The sequence below is a fragment of the Bacillus cereus group sp. N6 genome (assembly GCF_016483705.1).
In the GTDB taxonomy this organism is placed as follows: Bacteria; Bacillota; Bacilli; order Bacillales; family Bacillaceae_G; genus Bacillus_A; species Bacillus_A wiedmannii.
Genome location: NZ_JAEHBI010000006.1, coordinates 97,421 through 118,964 on the forward strand (window position 1 = coordinate 97,421; position 21,544 = coordinate 118,964).

The following is a 21,544-nucleotide window of genomic DNA, read 5'->3' on the forward strand; positions in this document are numbered from 1 at the left end:
TTCTATTACAAAGATTTCAGAGCATTTACATCTTACTATGGGTAACTCATTAAGATTTCTATGTCTCTACCAATTTCTTTTTACATTATCCCCTTAAAAAGTAATGCTCTTAATATATTCATTATTCCCTACACTTGATATGCAGGTATTGGGCTGCCCTTTTCGTTCATTGCGTTGCATCTTTTATACTCTCTACTTTTCCGTTAATAAAATGGATTTCTCTTTTATTCCTTCAAATTCATTTAGTAGATACATAGCTATTTTTTCAACTGCAGGTGAATCTACTATTTCTTCATGTGATCCAGGGACTGAATACTTATTTACTCTTCCTTTTAATAAAGGTCCCCAATCTGTAAACAACTCTTTTCCTTCCTCAGCACTAAAGTAGAGAACTTCTCCAGAGTATGGTATTAAATCATGCTCTGCCATTATATTCAGGCATTTCCTATGAGCATTAATAACTTGCTTCAAATTGATAAGATTTGCATCAGGTGGGAGTACTCCTTCCATAATTAATCGCTCCACAAACATGTCTTGTTTATGGACAAGGTCTCCTTCCTGCTCAGTAAGATCTCTAGGAATGAAATGTTCATATATATATGAGAGCATATCCTCGCTTGTTTTATAATCCTGCTCTGAAGGTACTTTAGTATCCATTAGTATCAACAGCTCAACTTCCTCTCCTTGACTCCTTAGTACAGTTGCGATTTCATAAGCAATTGCACCGCCTAAAGACCATCCTCCAAGACGATATGGGCCTTCTGGCTGAACATGTTTTATTTCTTCAATGTAAAGTTGAATTAGTTCCGGCAAGGTCAACTCGTCAATTTCTCCCTTTTCTATAAGAGGATTCTGTAAACCGTAAAATGAACAATGGTTCTTAAGTAATCTTGCTAGTTGAATGTAACAGAATACATTCCCCATAAACGGATGAACGCAGAAGAAAGGTCTTTTTTCTGATTCTTGTAGTGGAACTAGCGCTGCTACTGATTTCGTCATATCATGCTTATCACGAATAAGGCATGCGATTCCTTCCACTGTTGGATTCTTAATCAATGTAGACACCTTAATTTCTTTTCCAAACTTCTCCCTAATTTTTGAAAATAATTTAATTACAAGGAGAGAGTGTCCTCCTCTATTAAAGAAATCATCATTTACATAGACATCTTCTATCTGTAAGACATCCTGCCAGATTTTAATCAACTGATATTCAATTTCATCCCTTGGAATGATTGGTGTAGAGAAGTTATTTTCTCTTTGAATAGTTAAATTGTTCAATGCCTTTCGATCAACTTTTCCATTCGTTGTAAGAGGAATCTCGTCTACCTTAATAAAGTGTGCAGGAACCATATAATTCGGTACTTGTCTCTTGAGATATTCACGCCAATCATGCATACTACCATCTCCAACTACATAAGCAACCAATCTCTGCTCTCCTAATTTATCCTCTGTTACCAAAACTACTGCTTCTTTTACCAATGGATGCCTCTCTAGATTCGCTTCAATCTCTTCAAGTTCAATACGAAAGCCCCTAATTTTCACTTGATTATCAATTCTTCTCAAGTAATCTAAATTACCATCAGGTAAATAACGAACCAAATCTCCCGTACGATATAAACGCTCTTCTTCATTAAATGGATGACGGATAAATCGCTCTGCTGTTAATTCTGGGCGATTCAAGTATCCTCTCGCTATACCTGCACCACCAATATATAGCTCACCTGTTACACCAACTGGAACAGGTAACAAATTTTTATCCAATACATAAGTTTGAACGTTCGGCAACGGACGTCCAATTGTAACTCTCTTACTATCTGTTTGAATATGATAACACGTTGCATCAACTGTACATTCTGTAGGACCGTATACGTTATAAAAATCAATTTTTCCGGTCTCTACTAGCTGTTCCCATAATGACGGCATGATTGCTTCACCACCGACTAATATCTTACTTGGTACATGAACATCAGCACTTATTTCTAGCAATCCTCCATCTATAAGTAATTGAAGTAATGAAGGTGTCATATCAAACATTTCCAATTTATTCTCCCTAATATAGGACACAAATTGTTCCGGATTAGTGCGAACTTCACTTGGGATAATATATAAACTTGAACCATAAAGCAACATTTGTAATTGCTGAATAGATACATCAAAGGCAATTGACGCATTCAAACCGACGCGCATATTACTAGGTATCTCATGTGAGAAAACTTCTTTTTGTAAACCATAGGATAGGTTTATTACAGAATGGTGCTGTACTAAAGCCCCCTTTGGATTCCCTGTCGAACCAGAAGTATAGATAACATACGCTAAGTTTTCCCCTGTTACCTCACATATTGGTGAAAGTTTGCTTTCTTGAGAAAGCATTGCTTGGTCCCTATCTAGGCAAACTGTCTTGATGTCTTTAGGTATCCATCCTAGTAATACCTCATTTGTAACTAACACTTTAATTCCCGTGTCTTGTAAAATATATTGCAGGCGGCTTTCCGGATTCGATGGATCCAATGGAACATAGGCTGCTCCGGCCTTCCAAATTCCCATTAGACCAACCACCATCTCAACTGATCGATCAAAGCAGAGGCCAACTAATGACTCTGTCCCAATTCCACATTTCTGTAAATGATGGGCTAATTGATTAGCTCTTTCATTCAGCTCTCGATACGTTAGTTGCTGTTTTTCATCTACCACTGCCACCGCGTCAGGTGTACGATTTACTTGCTCTTCGAATAGTTGATGAATTACATTCTCACGTGGATAGGATATGGAATTATTATTCCATTCTTCCAATAGCCTTCTTTGTTCAGCTTCCGTAATATATACTAGCTCCGATAGATTTTGATCAATGTTTTTGAGCATTTGCATTAACACTTTGTGTAAATGACCCAGCATTCGTTCAATGGTTACTCTATTAAACTTACTACGGTCATACATTAACTTTAACGATAACTGGATTCCTGGAACTACAGCCAATCCTAATGGGTAGTGGGTTTGTTCTACCCCTTTCAATTCACCAATTTCCAGATTTTCTGAAGACTCCTCTTTCACTGGATAATTTTCAAACACATATAAACTATTGAACAGCGGTATTCCTCTAGGAACTTCACTCCACCCCTGAATCTCTGTCAAAGAAGCATACTCATATTGTCTTCTTTCTATCTCTTCCTCTTGTATCTTCTGCAACCAATCTATTAATTTTATATCATCCATCAATTGAATTCGCGTCGGTGACGTTGTAATGAAAGGACCTACGATGTTTTCAACATCAATAATCTCCGTAGAACGCCCTGAGCTTGTTACACCAAAAACAATATCATTTTCTCCACTATATCGGCTCATGAGATATGCCCATGCACCTTGAATTACTGTACTCAAAGTAAGTTTATTGCGTTTCGCACATCCTTGTAACGCTTGAGTCTGCTCTTCTGATAAATACGTAACCTTCTCTGTATAACCTTTTTCTTCCTCTTTACTTTCTAAGCCCAGCAAAGTTGGTGCAGTAAAACCTTTTAACTTTTCTCTCCAGAATTGTTCTGCCTGCTCCTTATCTTGCTCTCTTAACCATTGGATATATTTCTTATATGATGAGGACTTAGGTAACTTCACAGCTTCTCCATTCATGCTCTTCTGATAGACTGTAAGTAATTCATTAAAGACTAATGGTAAACTCCATCCATCCAGTAAAATATGGTGATGCGTCCAAACAATCCGATATTCTTCCTCACCTTCTTGAATGACTGTTACCCGCATCAATGGTGCTTCATCAAATTGGAAGGCTTGTTTTCGATCTAATGCCAAAAAGTCTTTTCTTTTTTCCTCTATCTCTTCACTTGTCATTGTACGCCAGTCTTCTTTGTTCACTTTAAATGGGATATTTTCATACACCACTTGTACTGGTTCTTCAATTTCATCCCATACAAATGCTGTACGAAAAATTTCATGCCGCTGAATTACAGATTTCCATGCCTGCTCAAAAATAGGAATATTCATTTTTCCTCGAATCATAAAACTCAATTGCACTATATACGGTGCAACATGTTCATCCCCTTGGTCATGCAATGTGTGGAAAATCATACCTTTTTGCAAAGGTGATAGTGGATATAAATCAGTAATCTGATTATTCTTTCCACGATGCATTTTGTTTAGTACATTTGTCAAACCTTCTTGGCTAAGATTAGCCATTGCAAAATCCGAAATGGTCAGTGCAGATTCTCTATCTGAAGATTGAATCAATGTACTCAGTTGATATAGCATATTCTGTGCAATACTTTGAATCGTTGATTTGGCAAATTGTCCAACATTGTATACCCAAGTGAACTGAAGTTTTCCATCCGTTACAACCCCAATTACATCAATTACATGCGATCGCTTGGAACCGGCTGCATGATCTAAACGCTTAAATTCGTTCTCCGGAATAAACATTGCATCGCTAGAAAACATTTGGTCAAATTGTCCAAGATAGTTAAAACTAATAGACGGTGTATATTGGGAGCTTAATTGCTCACACATTGTTGCGTTCATGTAACGCAACACCCCATAATCAACACCCTTATTAGGAATTTTACGAACTTGTTCTTTAACTGCTTTTAATGCTGCAATTGGCGTATTAGCATTAGTAATATTTAAATGAACTGGGTAAATACTTGTAAACCATCCCACGGTTCTCGATAAATCAACATCTTCAATAATCTCTTCTCGACCATGTCCCTCTAAATCTACGCTCAATATCGGCTGCCTCGTACATGCTGCTGTAGCTTGTACCAATGCTGCTAATAATACTTCATTGATTTGGACACGGTGAGTGCTTAAAGTCTCTTGCAATAACATACGGGTCTCATTCTCGTTTAACACCACAGTAATTTCCTCAGTTACTGCGCTTACTGGATTACTTATAGTACCATCTACTGGCAGTATAACTACGTCTTGTTCAGCCTGCTGCTCCCAGTAATGTAGCACTTCTTTTGATAGTCCAGTTTCAGCGTAATGATGTAATTTCTCCGACCATTCTTTAAAAGATGTACTTTTCATAGGTAATTGAACTTTCTGCCCTTGGACTACTTGCGTATATGCTGTTTGCAAATCTTCCAATAAAATCCGCCAAGAAACACCATCCACGGCTAAATGATGAATTGTCCAAAATAATCGGCCAGCGTGCTCACCTTCATCAAAATACACCATTCTCATTAGCGGACCATCATGTAAATTCAAACTTTCTTGTGCAACATTAATCTCTTTTTGAATAACCTGATGCCAATCAGCTTCCGGCACTTCGTCTAATGAAATGACAGTAAGCATCAATTGTTCTTCTATTCCTTCATTCCACTGTTTCCAAACCCCATTAGGTAAACGTTCATATCTTAAACGCAGAGCATCATGATGAAGTAGAAGGTTACCTGCCGCCTTTTCCAGTGATCCTATGTCCAATTTCTCTTTCGTTCTAAAGAACATGGATTGATTCCAATGATGTGGGTTAGGATGATTTTGTGCAAAAAACCTTTGCTGAATAGGTGTAAGTATCGTCTCTCCAGTTATAATTCCTTGTTCAGCTTGTACACCTTGTTCTTCTTTGACTACTTGCGCCAACTCAGCAATCGTTTGGTGTTCAAATATTTGTTTTGGAGTCAATTGTAAACCAGCTTGCTTCGCGCGCGAGACAATCTGAATGCTAAGAATTGAATCTCCACCAATTTCAAAGAAGTTATCATTCATACCAATACGTTTTGAACCTAGCACACGTTCCCAAATGATAGAAAGCTTATGTTCACGTTCATTTCTTGGGGCCACGTATCCTTCTTGTGTTCCTTGATAATCTGGTATAGGTAACGATTTCCGATCAATCTTTCCATTTATGGTTAGCGGTAATTCTTTCATTTCGACAAAGTAGGAAGGTATCATATGGATTGGCAGTTTTGTTTTAAGATACTCTCGCCATTCTTCTAAACTGCCTTCGCCCACTACATAAGCTACCAGCCTCTTATCTCCCGACTGATTTTCCCTAACCATTACAACTGCCTCTTTTACCAAGTCATGCTCTTGTAAAGTCGACTCAATCTCTCCAAGTTCAATTCGAAATCCTCTAATCTTCACTTGATTATCCATTCTTCCTAAGTAGTCTATATTACCATCAGGAAGATATCTCACCAGATCACCCGTTCTATATAACCTCTCGCCTTCTTTGAATGGATGAGAAATAAATCGTTCGGATGTTAACTCTGGACGATTCAAGTACCCCCTTGCTAGACCTGCTCCTCCGATATAAAGTTCCCCCATCACACCAACTGGAACTGGCAACCTATTTCTATCTAATACATAAGTTTGGATGTTAGGCAATGGACGCCCAATTGTTACTCTCTTACTATCTTTTTTGATATGATAGCATGTTGCATCAACCGTACATTCTGTAGGACCATATACATTATAAAACTGTATTTTATCAGTCTCTACTAGCTGTTCCCATAATGACGGCATAATCGCTTCACCACCAACCAGTACCTTACTTGGAACATGAACGCCATCGCACGTTTCTAACAATCCGACATCTATAAGTAATTGAAGCAATGAAGGTGTTATATCAAAGGTTTCTAACTTGTTCTCCCTAATATAAGCTACAAACTGCTCCGGATCACTTCGTACTTCATTCGGAATAATATACAAACTTGAACCATAAAGCAGCATTTGTAATTGCTGAATAGATGCATCAAAGGCAATTGACGCATTTAAACCGACATGCATGTTAGATGGTATCTCATGTTCGAAAACCTCTTTTTGTAAACCATGCGACAAGTTTAGTACAGAATGATGCTGTATCAAGACACCCTTTGGATTCCCCGTTGATCCTGAAGTATAGATAACATACGCTAAGTTTTCTCCTGTTACTTCACATTTTGGTGAAAGAATGCTTTCTTGTGAAATCATTGCTTGATCCCGATCTAGACAAACTATCTTGATTTCTTTAGGTATCCAGTCTTCCAATGACTCGTTCGTAACTAATACTTGAATTCCAGTGTCCTCCAAAATATATCGTAGGCGACTTTCTGGATATGATGGGTCTAATGGAACATAGGCTGCTCCAGCCTTCCAAATCCCCATAATACTAACAATCATCTCAACTGAACGCTCAAAGCAAAGTCCAACCAATGATTCATTCCCAATTCCGCATCGCTGAAGATAGTGGGCCAATTGATTAGCTTTTTCATTGAGCTCTCGATACGTTAACTGCTGTTTTTCATCTACCACCGCTACCGCATCAGGTGTACGATTTACTTGCTCTTCAAACAGCTGATGAATCGTACTTTCCTGTGGATATGCTACAGCATCATTATTCCACTCTTCCAACTGTTTTTGCTGTAATCCTGATAATATAGGCAACTTAGCTAATGATTTATCAGGATTCTCCACGATTACATTCAACCAGTTCCCAAAATGTTCAGCCATGGATTCAATAGTTAAGCTGTCAAATAAATCAGTTCTATAAACAAAAATAAGTAATAAACCCTCTTCCACTTCTGCAGCAGTTAAACTTAAATCAAACTTAGCGATTGGAGCGTTACTTTCCATTACTTCTATATTTCTTCCATGTAGTTCTGGTAGCTCTTGTCCCGTATTTTGCAAAGTAAACATGGTTTGAAAAATTGGAGAATGGCTTGTATTTCGTTCAGGTTGGATAACCTCTACAATTTTCTCAAACGGAACATCTTGATACTCATACGCCTTCAATGCTTTTATCCGCACTTGAGACAACAACTCTTGAAATGCCGGTGCATTACTTAAATCAGCTCGATAAACCAAGGTGTTGACAAAGAAACCAATCAGCCCCTCAATTTCTCGATAATTTCGATTTGCAATTGGGCTGCCAACAATAATTTCCGTTTGTCCCGTATAACGAGCAAGGAAACTTTGATACGATGCCAATAAGGTCATGAAAAGTGTGGCCCCTTCTTGACGACTTAGTTCGTTTAATTTATCCAGTAATGAGCGTGACAACAAAACATTATGAGTTAATCCATGGTGGGTTTGCACTGGCGGACGCGGACGATCCATTGGCAACATTAAGACTGGTAACTCACCAGATAGTTCTTCCTTCCAATACGCAAGTTGTTGATATAGTACTTCATCTTTCAGCCATTCTCTTTGCCACTGAGCAAAATCGGCATATTGAACTGGTAGTGGTTCCAGCTCTGCTTGTTTTTCACCAATCGCATTCTCATAAAATGCCATCCATTCTTGAAGCAAGATTTCCATCGACCACCCATCCGAGATAATATGATGCATATTACACAGAAGAACCCATTCTTCTTCTGAAATTCTTATGAGTTTCCCACGGAATAATGGCCCTTGTTCTAAATCAAATGGAGATTCGACTTCAGTTTGAATCCATTGATCCAACTTTCTTTCTCGCTCCTCTAATGGAAGCTTAGTTAAGTCCATTTGCAGAAGCGGACGGAAAACGTACGGTTGAATCTGCTGCACAGGATGGCCATCCTCTTCATAAAATACAGTCCGCAAAGATTCATGACGCTCTATCAACTGATTCCATCCCAACTCCAATGCCTCAGGTAACCAATTCCCTGTAAGACGGCATACCATTGGCATATTATAAAGTGCACTATTAGGTGCAAATTGATCAATAAACCATAAGCGCTGTTGGGCATAAGATAGCGGAATATTATTTCCGCGTTCCATCGGCACCAATGGTGGAATTTCTCGTTTTTCGCTCCCCTTACGTAACTGATCTATTCGTTTCGATAATGCCTCGACCGTTGAATATTCGAACAGTTCACGTACTGGCAATTTGATTTGAAAGACTTCCTGTAAGCGTGAGACCACTTGTGTAGCAAGTAGAGAGTGACCACCAAGCTCAAAGAAAGAATCCTGGACACCAATGTCTCTTATTCCTAGCACTTGACTCCACACTGAAGCGATAAGTTCTTCCAGCGGAGTTCTTGGGTATACAGTATTTTCAGCAGATTGTTCACTAAGTATAGGCAATGCCTTCAAATCAAGTTTTCCATTCGGTGTAAGTGGTAAAAATTCCATCTCAATAAAGTTTGTTGGAACCATGTAATTAGGTAAATGTGTTTGTAGATGTTCTCGCCATTCATGGACACTTCCTTCACCAACTACATAAGCTACTAATCTCTTATCACCTTGATTATCCTCTCGCACCAATACAACTGCTTCTTTCACAGAAGAATGCGCCTGCAAAACAGCTTCTATTTCTCCCAATTCAATTCGGAAACCACGAATTTTCACTTGGTCATCTATACGTCCATGGAACTGGAGATTACCATCAGAAAGATAACTTGCTTTGTCTCCTGTGTAATAGAGACGTTCTCCTGACTTGAAAGGATGTGGAATAAATTTTTCCTTTGTAAGATCCGGACGATTAGCATATCCACGTGCAAGACTCTTCCCTCCAATATAGAGATCTCCAATTACACCAATTGGTACTAGCTGAAGATGAGAATCTAATACATAAACTTCTGTATTCGCAATCGGTCGACCAATCGATGGCGTACCTGTTGTCACTCCTACAGGTACATAACAATCTGTGGTAACGACTGTATTTTCCGATGGACCATACTGATTAATTACCGCAAAAGGAATATCGTTAGATGGATACTGCGTTAATTGATCCCCACCAGTAATGATAAAACGAAGATCCGTTTTATCTGGCCAAGATAATTTCAAGAGTCTTTCCAGAATAGGCGTAGGTGCAAAGCTAGCTGTTATTCGTGAATCAATGAGCCAGTCCCTTAGTACTTCTGGATTAATTCTCAGTTCCTCTGTTGACAAGTAGAGTGCTGCACCAGCAGTTAGATACGGCCAAATCTCCTGAACAGCCGAATCAAAAGCAACACCTGCAATCTGAGTCGCACGATCCTCTGCTGAAATACGATAAACTTCTTGATGCCAAGAAACCATATTCATTAATGAGCGATATTCAACCATGACACCCTTCGGTTTTCCTGTAGAACCAGAGGTATAAACAATATAGGCTAAGTTCTCTGGATTTATTTGACGTGTAGGTGCGATTACGCTTTCCACCGTTAATTCTTCTAACCTCACCATTTCGACGTGTGCGAAATGTCCTTCTTGTCCTTCCGCCGTCACTACAAATTGAATTCCTGCATCTTCAATCATGTATTCTAACCTTGATTTTGGATACAACGGATCTAAAACGACATAAGCTCCACCAGCTTTTAAAACGCCTAGTAAACTTACCATCAGCTCAGCTGACCTCGGAAGATAAACCCCTACCACTGACTCTGGGGCTACTCCCTTTCGCTGTAAAACATTTGCCAACTGATTTGCTTGTGTATCCAGTTCACCATAAGTCCACTGTTTTGTTTGATCAACTATCGCAATCGCATCAGGACGCCTTGCTACTTGCTCCTCAAATTTGTCGCAAATAAGACCCTGATGAGACATTTCCATTACAGTGTCATTCCATGTTTCTAATAACAAAGTACGCTCGGTTTCTGATAGCATGCTCAGGTCATGCAACGGATTTTGTGGGCGATGAGAAACTTCATGTAGCCATTTCTCAAAGTGTCCTGCCATCCGTTCAATAGTAGTAGCATTGAATAAATCCTTATTGTACTCAAAAGTAAAAAGTAATCCCTCTTCCGTCTCAGCTGCCATTACACTTAAATCAAACTTTGCAATTGGACTATAGCTTTCTATCATATCAATACTTCTACTAGATAACACTGGTAACTCTTGTTTCATATTTTGCAAGATGAACATAGTCTGGAAGATTGGTGAATGACTTGTACTTCGCTCCGGTTGCACAACTTCTACAATTTTTTCAAATGGGATATTTTGATATTCATATGCCTTCAATGCCTTTTGACGAACCTGATACAGTACATCTTGAAATGTCGGTCTACCACTCAAATTTGCTCGATAAACCAGCGTGTTAACGAAGAAACCAATTAGTCCTTCAATTTCTCTATAATTCCGATTCGCAATTGGGCTTCCGACCAGAATATCTTCTTGTCCCGTATAACGAGATAGAAAACTTTGATATGCAGCCAACAGCGTCATGAAGAGTGTAGCCCCTTCTTTTCGGCTAAGTTCATTCAATTTATCATGTAGCATGCTTGGCAGAACCAGAGTGTATGTCGACCCGTGATGGGTTTGTATTGCGGGACGCGGGCGATCCATAGGAAGTTGGAGTACAGGAAGCTCCCCAGACAATTCTTCCCTCCAATATTGAAGTTGTTGATCAAGCACTTCCTCCTTCAGCCATCCTTTTTGCCACTGAGCAAAGTCGGCATATTGAACCGGTAATGATTCAAGTTCTGCCACCTTTCCATCCGTTGCTTTCTCGTAAAATGCCATCCATTCTTCAAGTAGTATTCCCATTGACCATCCATCTGAAATGATATGATGTAGAGTACAAAGAAGTATCCATTCTTCCTCTCCCACGTGCAAAATACTTGTCCTGATTAATGGACCCTCTGTTAAATCAAATGGCACTTCTGTTTCTTGTTGAATGAAACGTTTAACTTCTTCTTCTCGGTCTTCAGCAGAAAGCATAGTTAAATCCGTTTTCGGAATTGATTGAAAAGCATACGGTTCAATTTGCTGCACGGGTTGACCGTTCACTTCTTGAAAGACCGTCCGCAGTGATTCATGACGTTCTATTAGTTGATTCCATCCCGTTTCCAATGCTTCAAGTAGCCAATTCCCTGTAAGACGGCATACCATTGGCATATTGTAAAGGGCACTATTAGGTGTAAATTGATCAATAAACCATAAACGTTGTTGGGCATAAGATAGTGGAATAGCTTCTCCTCGCTCCATCGGTATTAGTGGCGGAATCTCTCGTTTTTTATCTCCTTTACGTAACTGTTCTAATCGCTTTGCTAGTGACTCGACCGTTGTATATTCAAATAGTTCACGTACTGGTAATTCGATTTGAAAAATTTCCTGTAAACGTGACACTACTTGAGTAGCTAGTAGTGAATGACCACCAATTTCAAAAAAGGAATCCTGAACACTAATATTTTTTATTCCTAACACTTGGCTCCAAACGGAAACGATGAGCTCCTCCACTGGTGTTCGTGATGAAGTAATATCTTCACTTATGAACTGTTCTTCTAATTCCAATAATGCTTTCCGATTCACTTTACCATTTGGAGTGAGTGGCATACCTTCAATTTGGAAAAAGTATGCCGGAACCATATAATGTGGTAATTGCTTCTTGAGATATTCACGCCACTCTCCAGTATCCCCTTCACCCACTACATAAGCTACTAACTGCTTATCTCCTGGTCGATCTTCCTTCACCAAGACGACTGCCTCTTTTACAGATGAGTGATCATGTAAAGCTGCTTCAATTTCTCCCAATTCAATTCGGAATCCTCTAATTTTAACTTGGTTATCTATTCTTCCAATATATTCTAAATTACGATCATTCATATATCTCACCAAGTCACCCGTTCGATATAATCGTTCCCCGTCCTTAAAAGGATGCGGAATAAAACGTTCAGTAGTTAAATCCGGTCGATTGAAGTAGCCACGTGCCAATCCTACTCCTCCAAGGTAAAGTTCCCCTGCCACACCAATCGGGACCACTTGTTGATATTGATCTAACACATACAACTCTGTATTATCAATTGGACGACCAATCGGAATAAGCATTGCTTCTTTTTCTAAATCACAATCGTAATAAGTCACATCCACAGTCGCTTCAGTAGGACCATACAAGTTAATTAACTTTATTTGCTGAACATTGTAAAAGATCCCCTTAAATCGGCGAACCTGCTCAGTATTTAACGCTTCTCCACTAGTAAAAACTTGAATTAAAGACGATAGATCCCTTTTCGAATTATATAGTTCCATATAATCTAAGAAGGTAGATAACATCGACGGAACAAAGTGCATGGTGGACACACGATATCGTTCAATATACTCCTCAATCACCGCAGGATCTTTCTCTCCTCCTGGTGGAAGTAAACAAACACGTGCTCCTACAAATGACCACCAAAATAATTCCCAGACAGAAACATCAAACGAAAACGGTGTCTTTTGTAGGATTGTATCCTCCTCGGACAATGGATATTTTTTCTGCATCCACTGTAGGCGGTTTATAACGGAATGATGTTCAATCATTACCCCCTTTGGATTTCCCGTCGAACCCGAAGTGTATATGATATAGGCTAAGTTATTTGCTGTTACTCCACTCACTGGAGCTAAATTACTCTCTTTAGAAATCATCACTCGATCCCGGTCTAAACAAATTGCTTGAATATCTTTAGGTAACCAGTCCTGTAGTGCCTCTTTTGTTAACAGCACTTGAATTTGTGAATTCTCCAAAATGTATCTCAGGCGGTTTTCGGGGTAACTTGGGTCCAGTGGGACATAAGCCCCACCTGCTTTCAAAATCCCAAAGAGACCAATAATCATATCAGGAGAACGTTCAATACATATACCGACTAATGATTCAGGTCCGATACCTCGTTTTTGTAGAAAATGTGCCAATTGGTTCGATTTTTCATCGAGTTCTTGATACGTTAGCTTTCCACCCTCATAAACTACCGCCACTGCATCAGGTGTCCGTGAAACTTGCTGCTCAAATAGCTCATGAATCATACAATCATGACCATAAACTACGTCCGTATCATTCCATTCTTCTAGGAGTTGTTTTTGCTCAGTGTCCGATAACATTGACAGCTTTGTATATGATTCATCTGGATGATACGTGATTTCATTTAGCCAGTTCTCAAAATGGCCTGCCATACGTGCAATGGTACTACTATCAAATAAATCCGTATTGTATTCAAATGAGACAAATAGACCTTCTTCCACTTCATAGGCAGTTAAGCTCAAATCAAATTTAGCAATAGACATATTACTTTCTACCATTTCAATACTTTTACCAGACAAATCTAGTCGTTCTTGTTTTATATTCTGTAGCGTAAACATGGTCTGAAAGATAGGCGAATGACTCATGCTTCGTTCAGGTTGCACAGCTTCTACCACTTTTTCAAATGGTATATCTTGATATTCGTAAGCTTTTAACGCCTTTTTCTTTGTTTGGCTCAAAATCTCCCGAAAAGTAGGGGTGCCACTCAAATCTGATCGGTAAACCAACGTATTAACAAAGAAACCAATTAATCCTTCTACTCCCTTGTGGTTCCGATTTGCAATCGGACTACCAACTAGAATATCTTTTTGTCCCGTATAACGAGCAAGAAAGCTCTGGTATGCAGCCATTAAAGTCATAAATAAAGTAGATCCTTCTTGTCGGCTTATATCCTTCAATTGACTAAGCAATTTATAAGGGAAAATTACGTGATGCGTAGCCCCAGAGTAAGTCTGCTTAACCGGTCGAGGTCGATCCACTGGCAGTTGTAAGATAGGAAGCTCACCAGACAATTCTTCCTGCCAATACGTAAGCTGACGATTTAGCACATCACCTTGCAACCACTCCTTTTGCCACTTCGCAAAGTCTGCATATTGAATGGATAATGAGCTTAATTTAGCAGGATTTCCGCCCGTTTCTTCTTCATAGAAAGCAAGTAATTCATTCATGAATATACCAATGGACCAAGCATCAGAAATAATATGATGCATCGTACACAGTAATAACCATTCATCCTTCTCTAATTGAACAAGCTGATTACGAATTAAAGGACCATTCATTAAATCAAATGGTTCTTGCGCTTCTCTCGCAATTAAACTATCTACCTCTTTTTCTTTTACTTCTAGAGGAAGTTGAGAGTAATCTCTTACAGGTAATGCTCTAGGAAGGAATTCGACAATTTGTTGCACAGGTTGTTCTCCTACTTCTTTAAAAACAGTTCGTAATGATTCATGGCGTTCAATGAGTCGATTGAATCCCTTTTCTAATGCTTCAGGTATCCAATTTCCTTTTAGATGCCATACCGTTGGAATATTATATAAAGAACTGTTTGGATTAAATCTGTCCATAAACCACAAACGTTGTTGTGCATAAGACAACGGGAGTGCTTCTTTATTCTCCTTTTTTTGCATTTGCTTCTGAAGCCATGCTCTCTTCTCAGGAGAAAGTGAACTCAGCTTTGCAAGTAAATCACTTCTCATTTTTTTACCCCTTCCTCAATCAAATTACTCTCGAATATCCCTTGTGCTTCTTCCTCTGATAGCTCTTCTAATTGCTTAAGTAGTTCCAGTAATTCTTCATCATTACTCACTTCGGCTTCTTTTTGAACATAGTCTTGAAGACTTACATTCTCATTACTATCATTCTGCATTTCTTGATTTTTGTTATCGAGCAATTGATCAATCTGTTCTGCCAATTGCTGCACCGTATGAAACATAAATAAATCATGCAATGGTATCTCGATTCCAAAAGCCTCTTTAAGATTGGAAACAGCTTGCGTAGCGAGTAGTGAATGGCCACCAATTTCAAAAAACGAATCTTGAATTCCGATGTTTTCCATACCTAAAACTTCATGCCATATCGAAACGATTGTTTTTTCCGTAGACGTACGAGGAGCAATATAACCACTTGCTATCTCCTGTTTCTCTGGTGCTGGTAAAACCTTCCTATCAATTTTCCCATTAGGAGTGAGTGGAAATGCATTTAATCCAACAAAATAGGATGGAATCATATAATTTGGTAGTTGGTCCTTGAGATAATCACGCCACTTTTGAGCATCCCCGTCTCCTACAACATAGGCAATCAAATGTGGATCGCCAGGATAATCTTCCCGCACCATCACAATAGCTTCGTTAACTAATGTATGCTTTTGTAATACCGCTTCAATTTCTCCTAGTTCAATCCGGAACCCACGAATTTTCACCTGATGATCAATTCGTCCAACATACTCCAAATTTCCATCTGGCAAATACCTTACTAGATCTCCAGTCCGGTATACTCGCTCGTTTTCTTTAAACGGATGCGGTATAAATCGATTTTTCGTTAAGTCAGGGCGTTTTAAATATCCACGTGCTAATCCTAATCCACCAATGTACAGCTCACCAACTACACCAATTGGAACCATTTTTTGTTCAGCACTCAGTACATATACTTCTGTATTGAAGATTGGTTTACCAATTGGTGGTACCCTATGCATGACACCCTTTTCTAATTCCATATACGTGGAATACGTAGTATCTTCAGACGGTCCATATAAGTTGTATACCTTCTCAATCGTACTTCTCTCGTATAAATCTTGAACAAGCGGATATGGTAACGGTTCTCCAGCCAAATTCATTACCTTTACTGAAGAAGGAATTGTCTTTGCTCGAACCAGTTCCTTTGCTGCCGATGGCACAGTATTAACCAAAGTCACACCTTTGGTAGACAACTTGTCTAGATGTAGAGCATTTTCAGAGACAATCACCTTACCACCCATCGTTAAGGGAACAAATACTTCAAAAACGGATAAATCAAAAGATAGTGAAGTTGAAGCTAATACTCCCGCTAATTCCTTTCGGGAATACGTGTGATGCGCCCAATGAATCATTGTTACTGTATTCCTGTGCTCAATCATTACTCCCTTTGGATTTCCAGTGGAACCTGAAGTATAGATAATATAGGCTAAGTTATCGCCCGTGACTTCACTCGTGCATACCGTAGTAACTTCTTCTTCTATTTCTGCTCGATTACGATCAATACAAATGACGTTGACGAATGTAGGTATAACCATTTTTTGTTGTAACTTTTCCTGTGTCACCAGTACCTTTATTTGAGCATCTTCTAAAATGTACTGCAGTCGACTTTCCGGATACGCTGGATCAATTGGGACATATGCTCCTCCTGCCTTCATAATTCCTAAGAGACCGACAATCATCTCGGATGAACGTGTAACGCAAATCCCAACTAATGATTCGCATGTTACACCATTTTTTTGTAAATAATGTGCCAACTGATTCGAGCGTTCGTCCAACTCTCGATATGTTAGTTCTTCATCTTCGCACACTACTGCAATTGCTTCTGGTGTTTTTTCCACTTGTTCTTCAAACATTGTATGAATCATGCTATCTTCTATATCAATAACAGCTGATTCATTCCATTCCTCTAGTAGTTGCTTATATTCTACTTTCGATAACATATTCAATTCTGATAATAAACATTTTGGATAAGAGGCAATTTGATTTAGCCAATGTTCAAAATGACTTACCATACGTTCAATGGTTGTATCATTAAACAAATCAGTATTATATTCAAAGGTTAGTGATAATCCTTCTTCCGTCTCAGAAGCAAATAAACTCAAATCAAATTTTGCAACAGAAACATGGCTTTCCATGAGTTCCATTTGTCTTTCAGATAGCTGAAGAAACTCTTGTTTCGTATTCTGTAAAGTAAACATGGTTTGGAATATTGGTGAATGACTTGTATTCCGTTCCGGCTTTACGGATTCTACCACTTTCTCAAATGGAATATCCTGATACTCGTATGCTTTTAGTGCTTTTTTTCTTACCTGCGACAAAAGTTCTTGGAACGTCGGGTTTTCACTGAAATCAGCTCGATAAACTAACGTATTTGCAAAGAGACCTATTAATCCCTCAATCTCTTTCACATTTCGATTAGCAATCGGGCTTCCAACTATGATGTCGTCCTGTCCTGTATAACGAGAAAGGAAGCTTTGATACGCTGCCATCAATGTCATAAATAAAGTGCATCCTTCTTGCAGACTTAAATCTTTGAGCTTTTCCTGTAGGGGATTCGCCACTATTAAAGACTGACTTGCACCACGATGGGTTTGAACTGCAGGTCGAGGACGATCCATCGGTAATTGTAAAACCGGTAGTTCCCCAGACAATTCTTCCTTCCAATATTGAAGGTGCTGATTCAAATTCTCTTCTTTTTGCCATTCCTTCTGCCACATGACAAAATCTGCATATTGGATAGATAACTCCTTCAATTCCACCGGTTTGCCGCTTAATGCTCCTTCATAAAAAGCCATCCATTCTTCAAGTAAGATTCCCATTGACCATCCATCTGAAATAATATGATGCATCGTACAAATGAGAATCCACTCTTCACTGTCCACTTTCAATATGCGTGTTCGAATTAGAGGACCTTGTCCAAAATAAAATGGTTCCTCAGCTTCGTTTTGAATGAGCCGTTTCATTTCTCTTTCCCTATCTTCCAAAGAGAGATCTGTTAGATTCGTTTGAGGGATATGCCCGAATACATGAGATTGAACCTGTTGAAAAGGTTCACCCTCTTGTTCTAGAATTATCGTTCGTAATGATTCATGACGCTCCAACAATTGATTCCATCCGGCCTCCAATGCTTCAATTGACCATTTACCTGTTAAGCGACACGCTGCATGAATATTGTACATAGCACTATTTGGCATTAATTGATCAATAAACCATAGACGTTTCTGCGCATAGGAAAGTGGAATAGCTTCTTCCCGTTTCATAGGTACAAGAGGGGCAATCTCTCGTTTTTTATCTTCTTTTCGTAACTGATCTACTCGTTTCGCCAACGCTGCCACTGTATCGTGCTTGAAAAGTTCACGTAAGGGAATTTTGATTTGGAACAATTCTTGCAATCGAGAGACAATTTGAGTAGCAAGTAGCGAGTGTCCACCACGTTCAAAAAAGGAATCCTGAATACCAATATTCCCCACCCCTAACACTTGACCCCAAACCGAGGCAATAAGCTCTTCCGATGGCGTCCGAGGTAGAACATTTAAATCTCCAATAGCTTGATCATCAGGTGCTGGCAAGGCCTTTCGATCAATTTTCCCATTCGGAGTAAGCGGGAAGTGTTCTAACTCTACAAAGTGTGCTGGAATCATATGATTTGGTAATTGGTTTTGTAAATACTCTCTCCACTCCTCGGTATTTCCATCGCTTATTACATATGCAACCAATCGTTGATCACCTGGACGATCCTCTCTAACTAATACAACAGCCTCTTTAATAAACGAACATTTTTCTAAAGTTGCTTCAATTTCTCCTAATTCAATCCTAAAACCACGCATTTTGACTTGATGGTCCATTCGACCTATAAATTCTATATTTCCATCAGTTAAATATCTTACTGAATCTCCCGTTCGATATAGTCGTTCCCCCAATCGGAATGGATGTGAAACGAATTTTTCAGCAGTAAGATTCGGACGATTTAAGTATCCACGTGCTAAACCAGCACCACCAATATATAACTCACCCTCAATTCCTATTGATTGCAAGCGTTGATTTTGGTCTAATACATATAATTGCGTGTTCTGTATCGGCTGCCCAATAGAAACAAATTCTTCATTAGGCTGAATATCAAATGCATTCACATAAATAGTGGCTTCAGTTGGTCCATAAAAGTTGGTTAATTTCACTTGTCCACTATAATTCCATTTCTGTTGAAATCGTCTAACTAACCCTGAACTTAGTTCTTCTCCACCAGAAAATACATGGCGTACGGACGAACAATTCATGTTCAATTCAATATGATTGAAGTGATCTAAGAAAACAGATAACATCGAAGGTACAAATTGAACTATAGTAACCTGATGTTTTTTAATCACTTCAGCTATAATAGAAGGATCTTTTTCTCCACCTGGAGGTAGGAAAGATACACTTGCACCAACGTGAATACCCCAAAACAACTCCCAAACAGAGACATCAAATGAGAATGGCGTTTTCTGCAAGACCACATCCTTTTCAGAAAGTGGATATTTATGTTGCATCCATTCTAGATAATTGATTACTGAATGATGCTCAATCATTACTCCCTTTGGATTCCCTGTAGATCCTGAAGTATACATAACATACGCTAAACTTTCTCCTGTTACACCACTTATACATGGGGTTGATTTTTCTTTTTCAATTACAGTGTAATCTTTATTCATACAAATCGTTTCAATATTTTCAGATACAAACAAATTTTTAGAATTCTCTTCCGTCACTAATACTTCGATTCCAGCATCCTCTAATATATATCGAAGCCGACTCTCTGGATAAGTAGGGTCAAGTGGAACATACGCTGCTCCTGATTTTAGAATCCCTAATAACGCTATCATCATTTGTAATGAACGTCCCATATATACCCCAACTAGAGACTCTGGTCCTACACCATGCTTTTGTAAATAATGAGCTAGTTGATTCGCACGCTTCTCTAACTCTTTATAGGTAATTTGTTCATTTTCGTAAATAGCCGCAATTGCTTCCGGTGTTTTTTTTACTTGCTCCTCAAATATCGTATGAATCATGCCTTCAGCCGAATAATTTACTTGAGTATGATTCCATTCCTCTAGTAACAGTATCTGTTCTTCCACTGTTAAATGAGTAATTTCAAAGAGTTTTGAATCTAGGTTCTTCGTCATCTGAATTAGTATTTGCAATAAGTGATTCTGAATCCGATTTATTGTCCCTTCATTAAAATAGCTTCGATCATACATTAACTTTAAAGTAATTTTCTTACCGGGCATTACAATGAGTGTTAAAGGATAATTTGTTTGTTCCGCGCTTTTAACATCTAATAATCTTAAATCTTGATTTCTCTCACCTTGAATTGGATAATTTTCAAACACATACAAGGTATGAAATAAGGAACTATTTCGTGGAACCTCACTCCATCCTTGAATATCTATCAACGAATTATACTCATATTGTCTTCGTTCCATTTCTTTCATTTGTATTTTACGAAGCCAGTCTACTACTGATGTATTATCCGTTAAGCGAATTCTAGTAGGTAAGGTGTTAATAAATAACCCCACCATATTCTCTGCTCCCATTAAATCAGTAGGACGTCCAGAGCTAGTTACGCCAAATACGATGTCACTTTCACCGCTATACCTACTCATCAAATAAGCCCATGCACCTTGTACTAACGTATTCAACGTTAATCGACTATTTCGTACCCACTCTTGTAAATTCTCAGTAAGTTCCTCAGATACTTGATAAACACACTCTCCATAGCCCTTCTCTTGTCCTTGGTTCTTTCTTTCCATTGCTAATGGCGTAGGTGCATAGAACCCTTTTAATTCTTCTTTCCAAAATTCCTCTGCTTGACTTTGATCTTGTTTATTTATCCACTGGATATATTTTTTATAAGGAAGAGATTTAGGAAGATTCAATAATTCTCCCTTTATCATCTTGAGATAAACTTCCATCACTTCACTAAAGACCAATGACACACTCCATCCATCTAGCAAAATATGATGATGTGTCCAAATAATTCTCGTTTCCTCTTTTGCCTCTTTAATCGCAGTGACTCTCATCAATGGTGCTTCATCTAATAAAAATCCTTTTCTACGATCTGCATTTAAAAACTGTTGTAATTTCTTCGCCCTTTCCTTGTGTGAATGGGCGCTCCAATCCTCTTGATGAATAGTAAAAGGAAGACGTTGGTAAACCGCTTGTAGCGGTTTTTCTACTTCCTCCCACACAAATACTGAACGTAAAACCTCATGTCGATGAATAACATATTCCCAGGCCTTTTCAAAAGTAGCAATATCCAATTGCCCCCCGAGCAAGAAACCTACTTGTACAATATAGGAAAATGAATGTTCATCATCTTGATCGTATAAAGTATGAAACAGTATTCCTTTTTGCAAAGGTGATAAACCATATATATCAATAACGTCTCCCATTT

General features: G+C 38.7%; 2 protein-coding genes. Both read right to left on the reverse strand.

Annotation, left to right across the window (positions count from 1 at the left end; translation table 11 throughout):
* Positions 1-192: 192 nt before the first annotated feature.
* Positions 193-15,075 carry a non-ribosomal peptide synthetase gene (locus tag JDS99_RS07485; RefSeq protein WP_199694854.1) on the reverse strand — a complete coding sequence of 4,961 codons (14,883 nt, stop codon included), beginning with the start codon at positions 15,073-15,075 and terminating at the stop codon, positions 193-195.
* The gene (locus tag JDS99_RS07490) at positions 15,072-21,542 is read right to left on the reverse strand and encodes a non-ribosomal peptide synthetase (RefSeq protein WP_199694855.1); all 6,471 of its coding nucleotides are present in this window, start codon (positions 21,540-21,542) and stop codon (positions 15,072-15,074) included. The genes JDS99_RS07485 and JDS99_RS07490 overlap by 4 nt, the downstream gene beginning before the upstream one ends.
* Between the last annotated feature and the right edge of the window lie 2 nt (positions 21,543-21,544).

Bases quoted from the DNA above. Each gene is read 5' to 3' on its own strand.
- JDS99_RS07485 (WP_199694854.1), bottom strand. From the start codon at position 15,075: ATGAGAAGTGATTTACTTGCAAAGCTGAGTTCACTTTCTCCTGAGAAG.
- JDS99_RS07490 (WP_199694855.1), bottom strand. From the start codon at position 21,542: ATGGGAGACGTTATTGATATATATGGTTTATCACCTTTGCAAAAAGGA.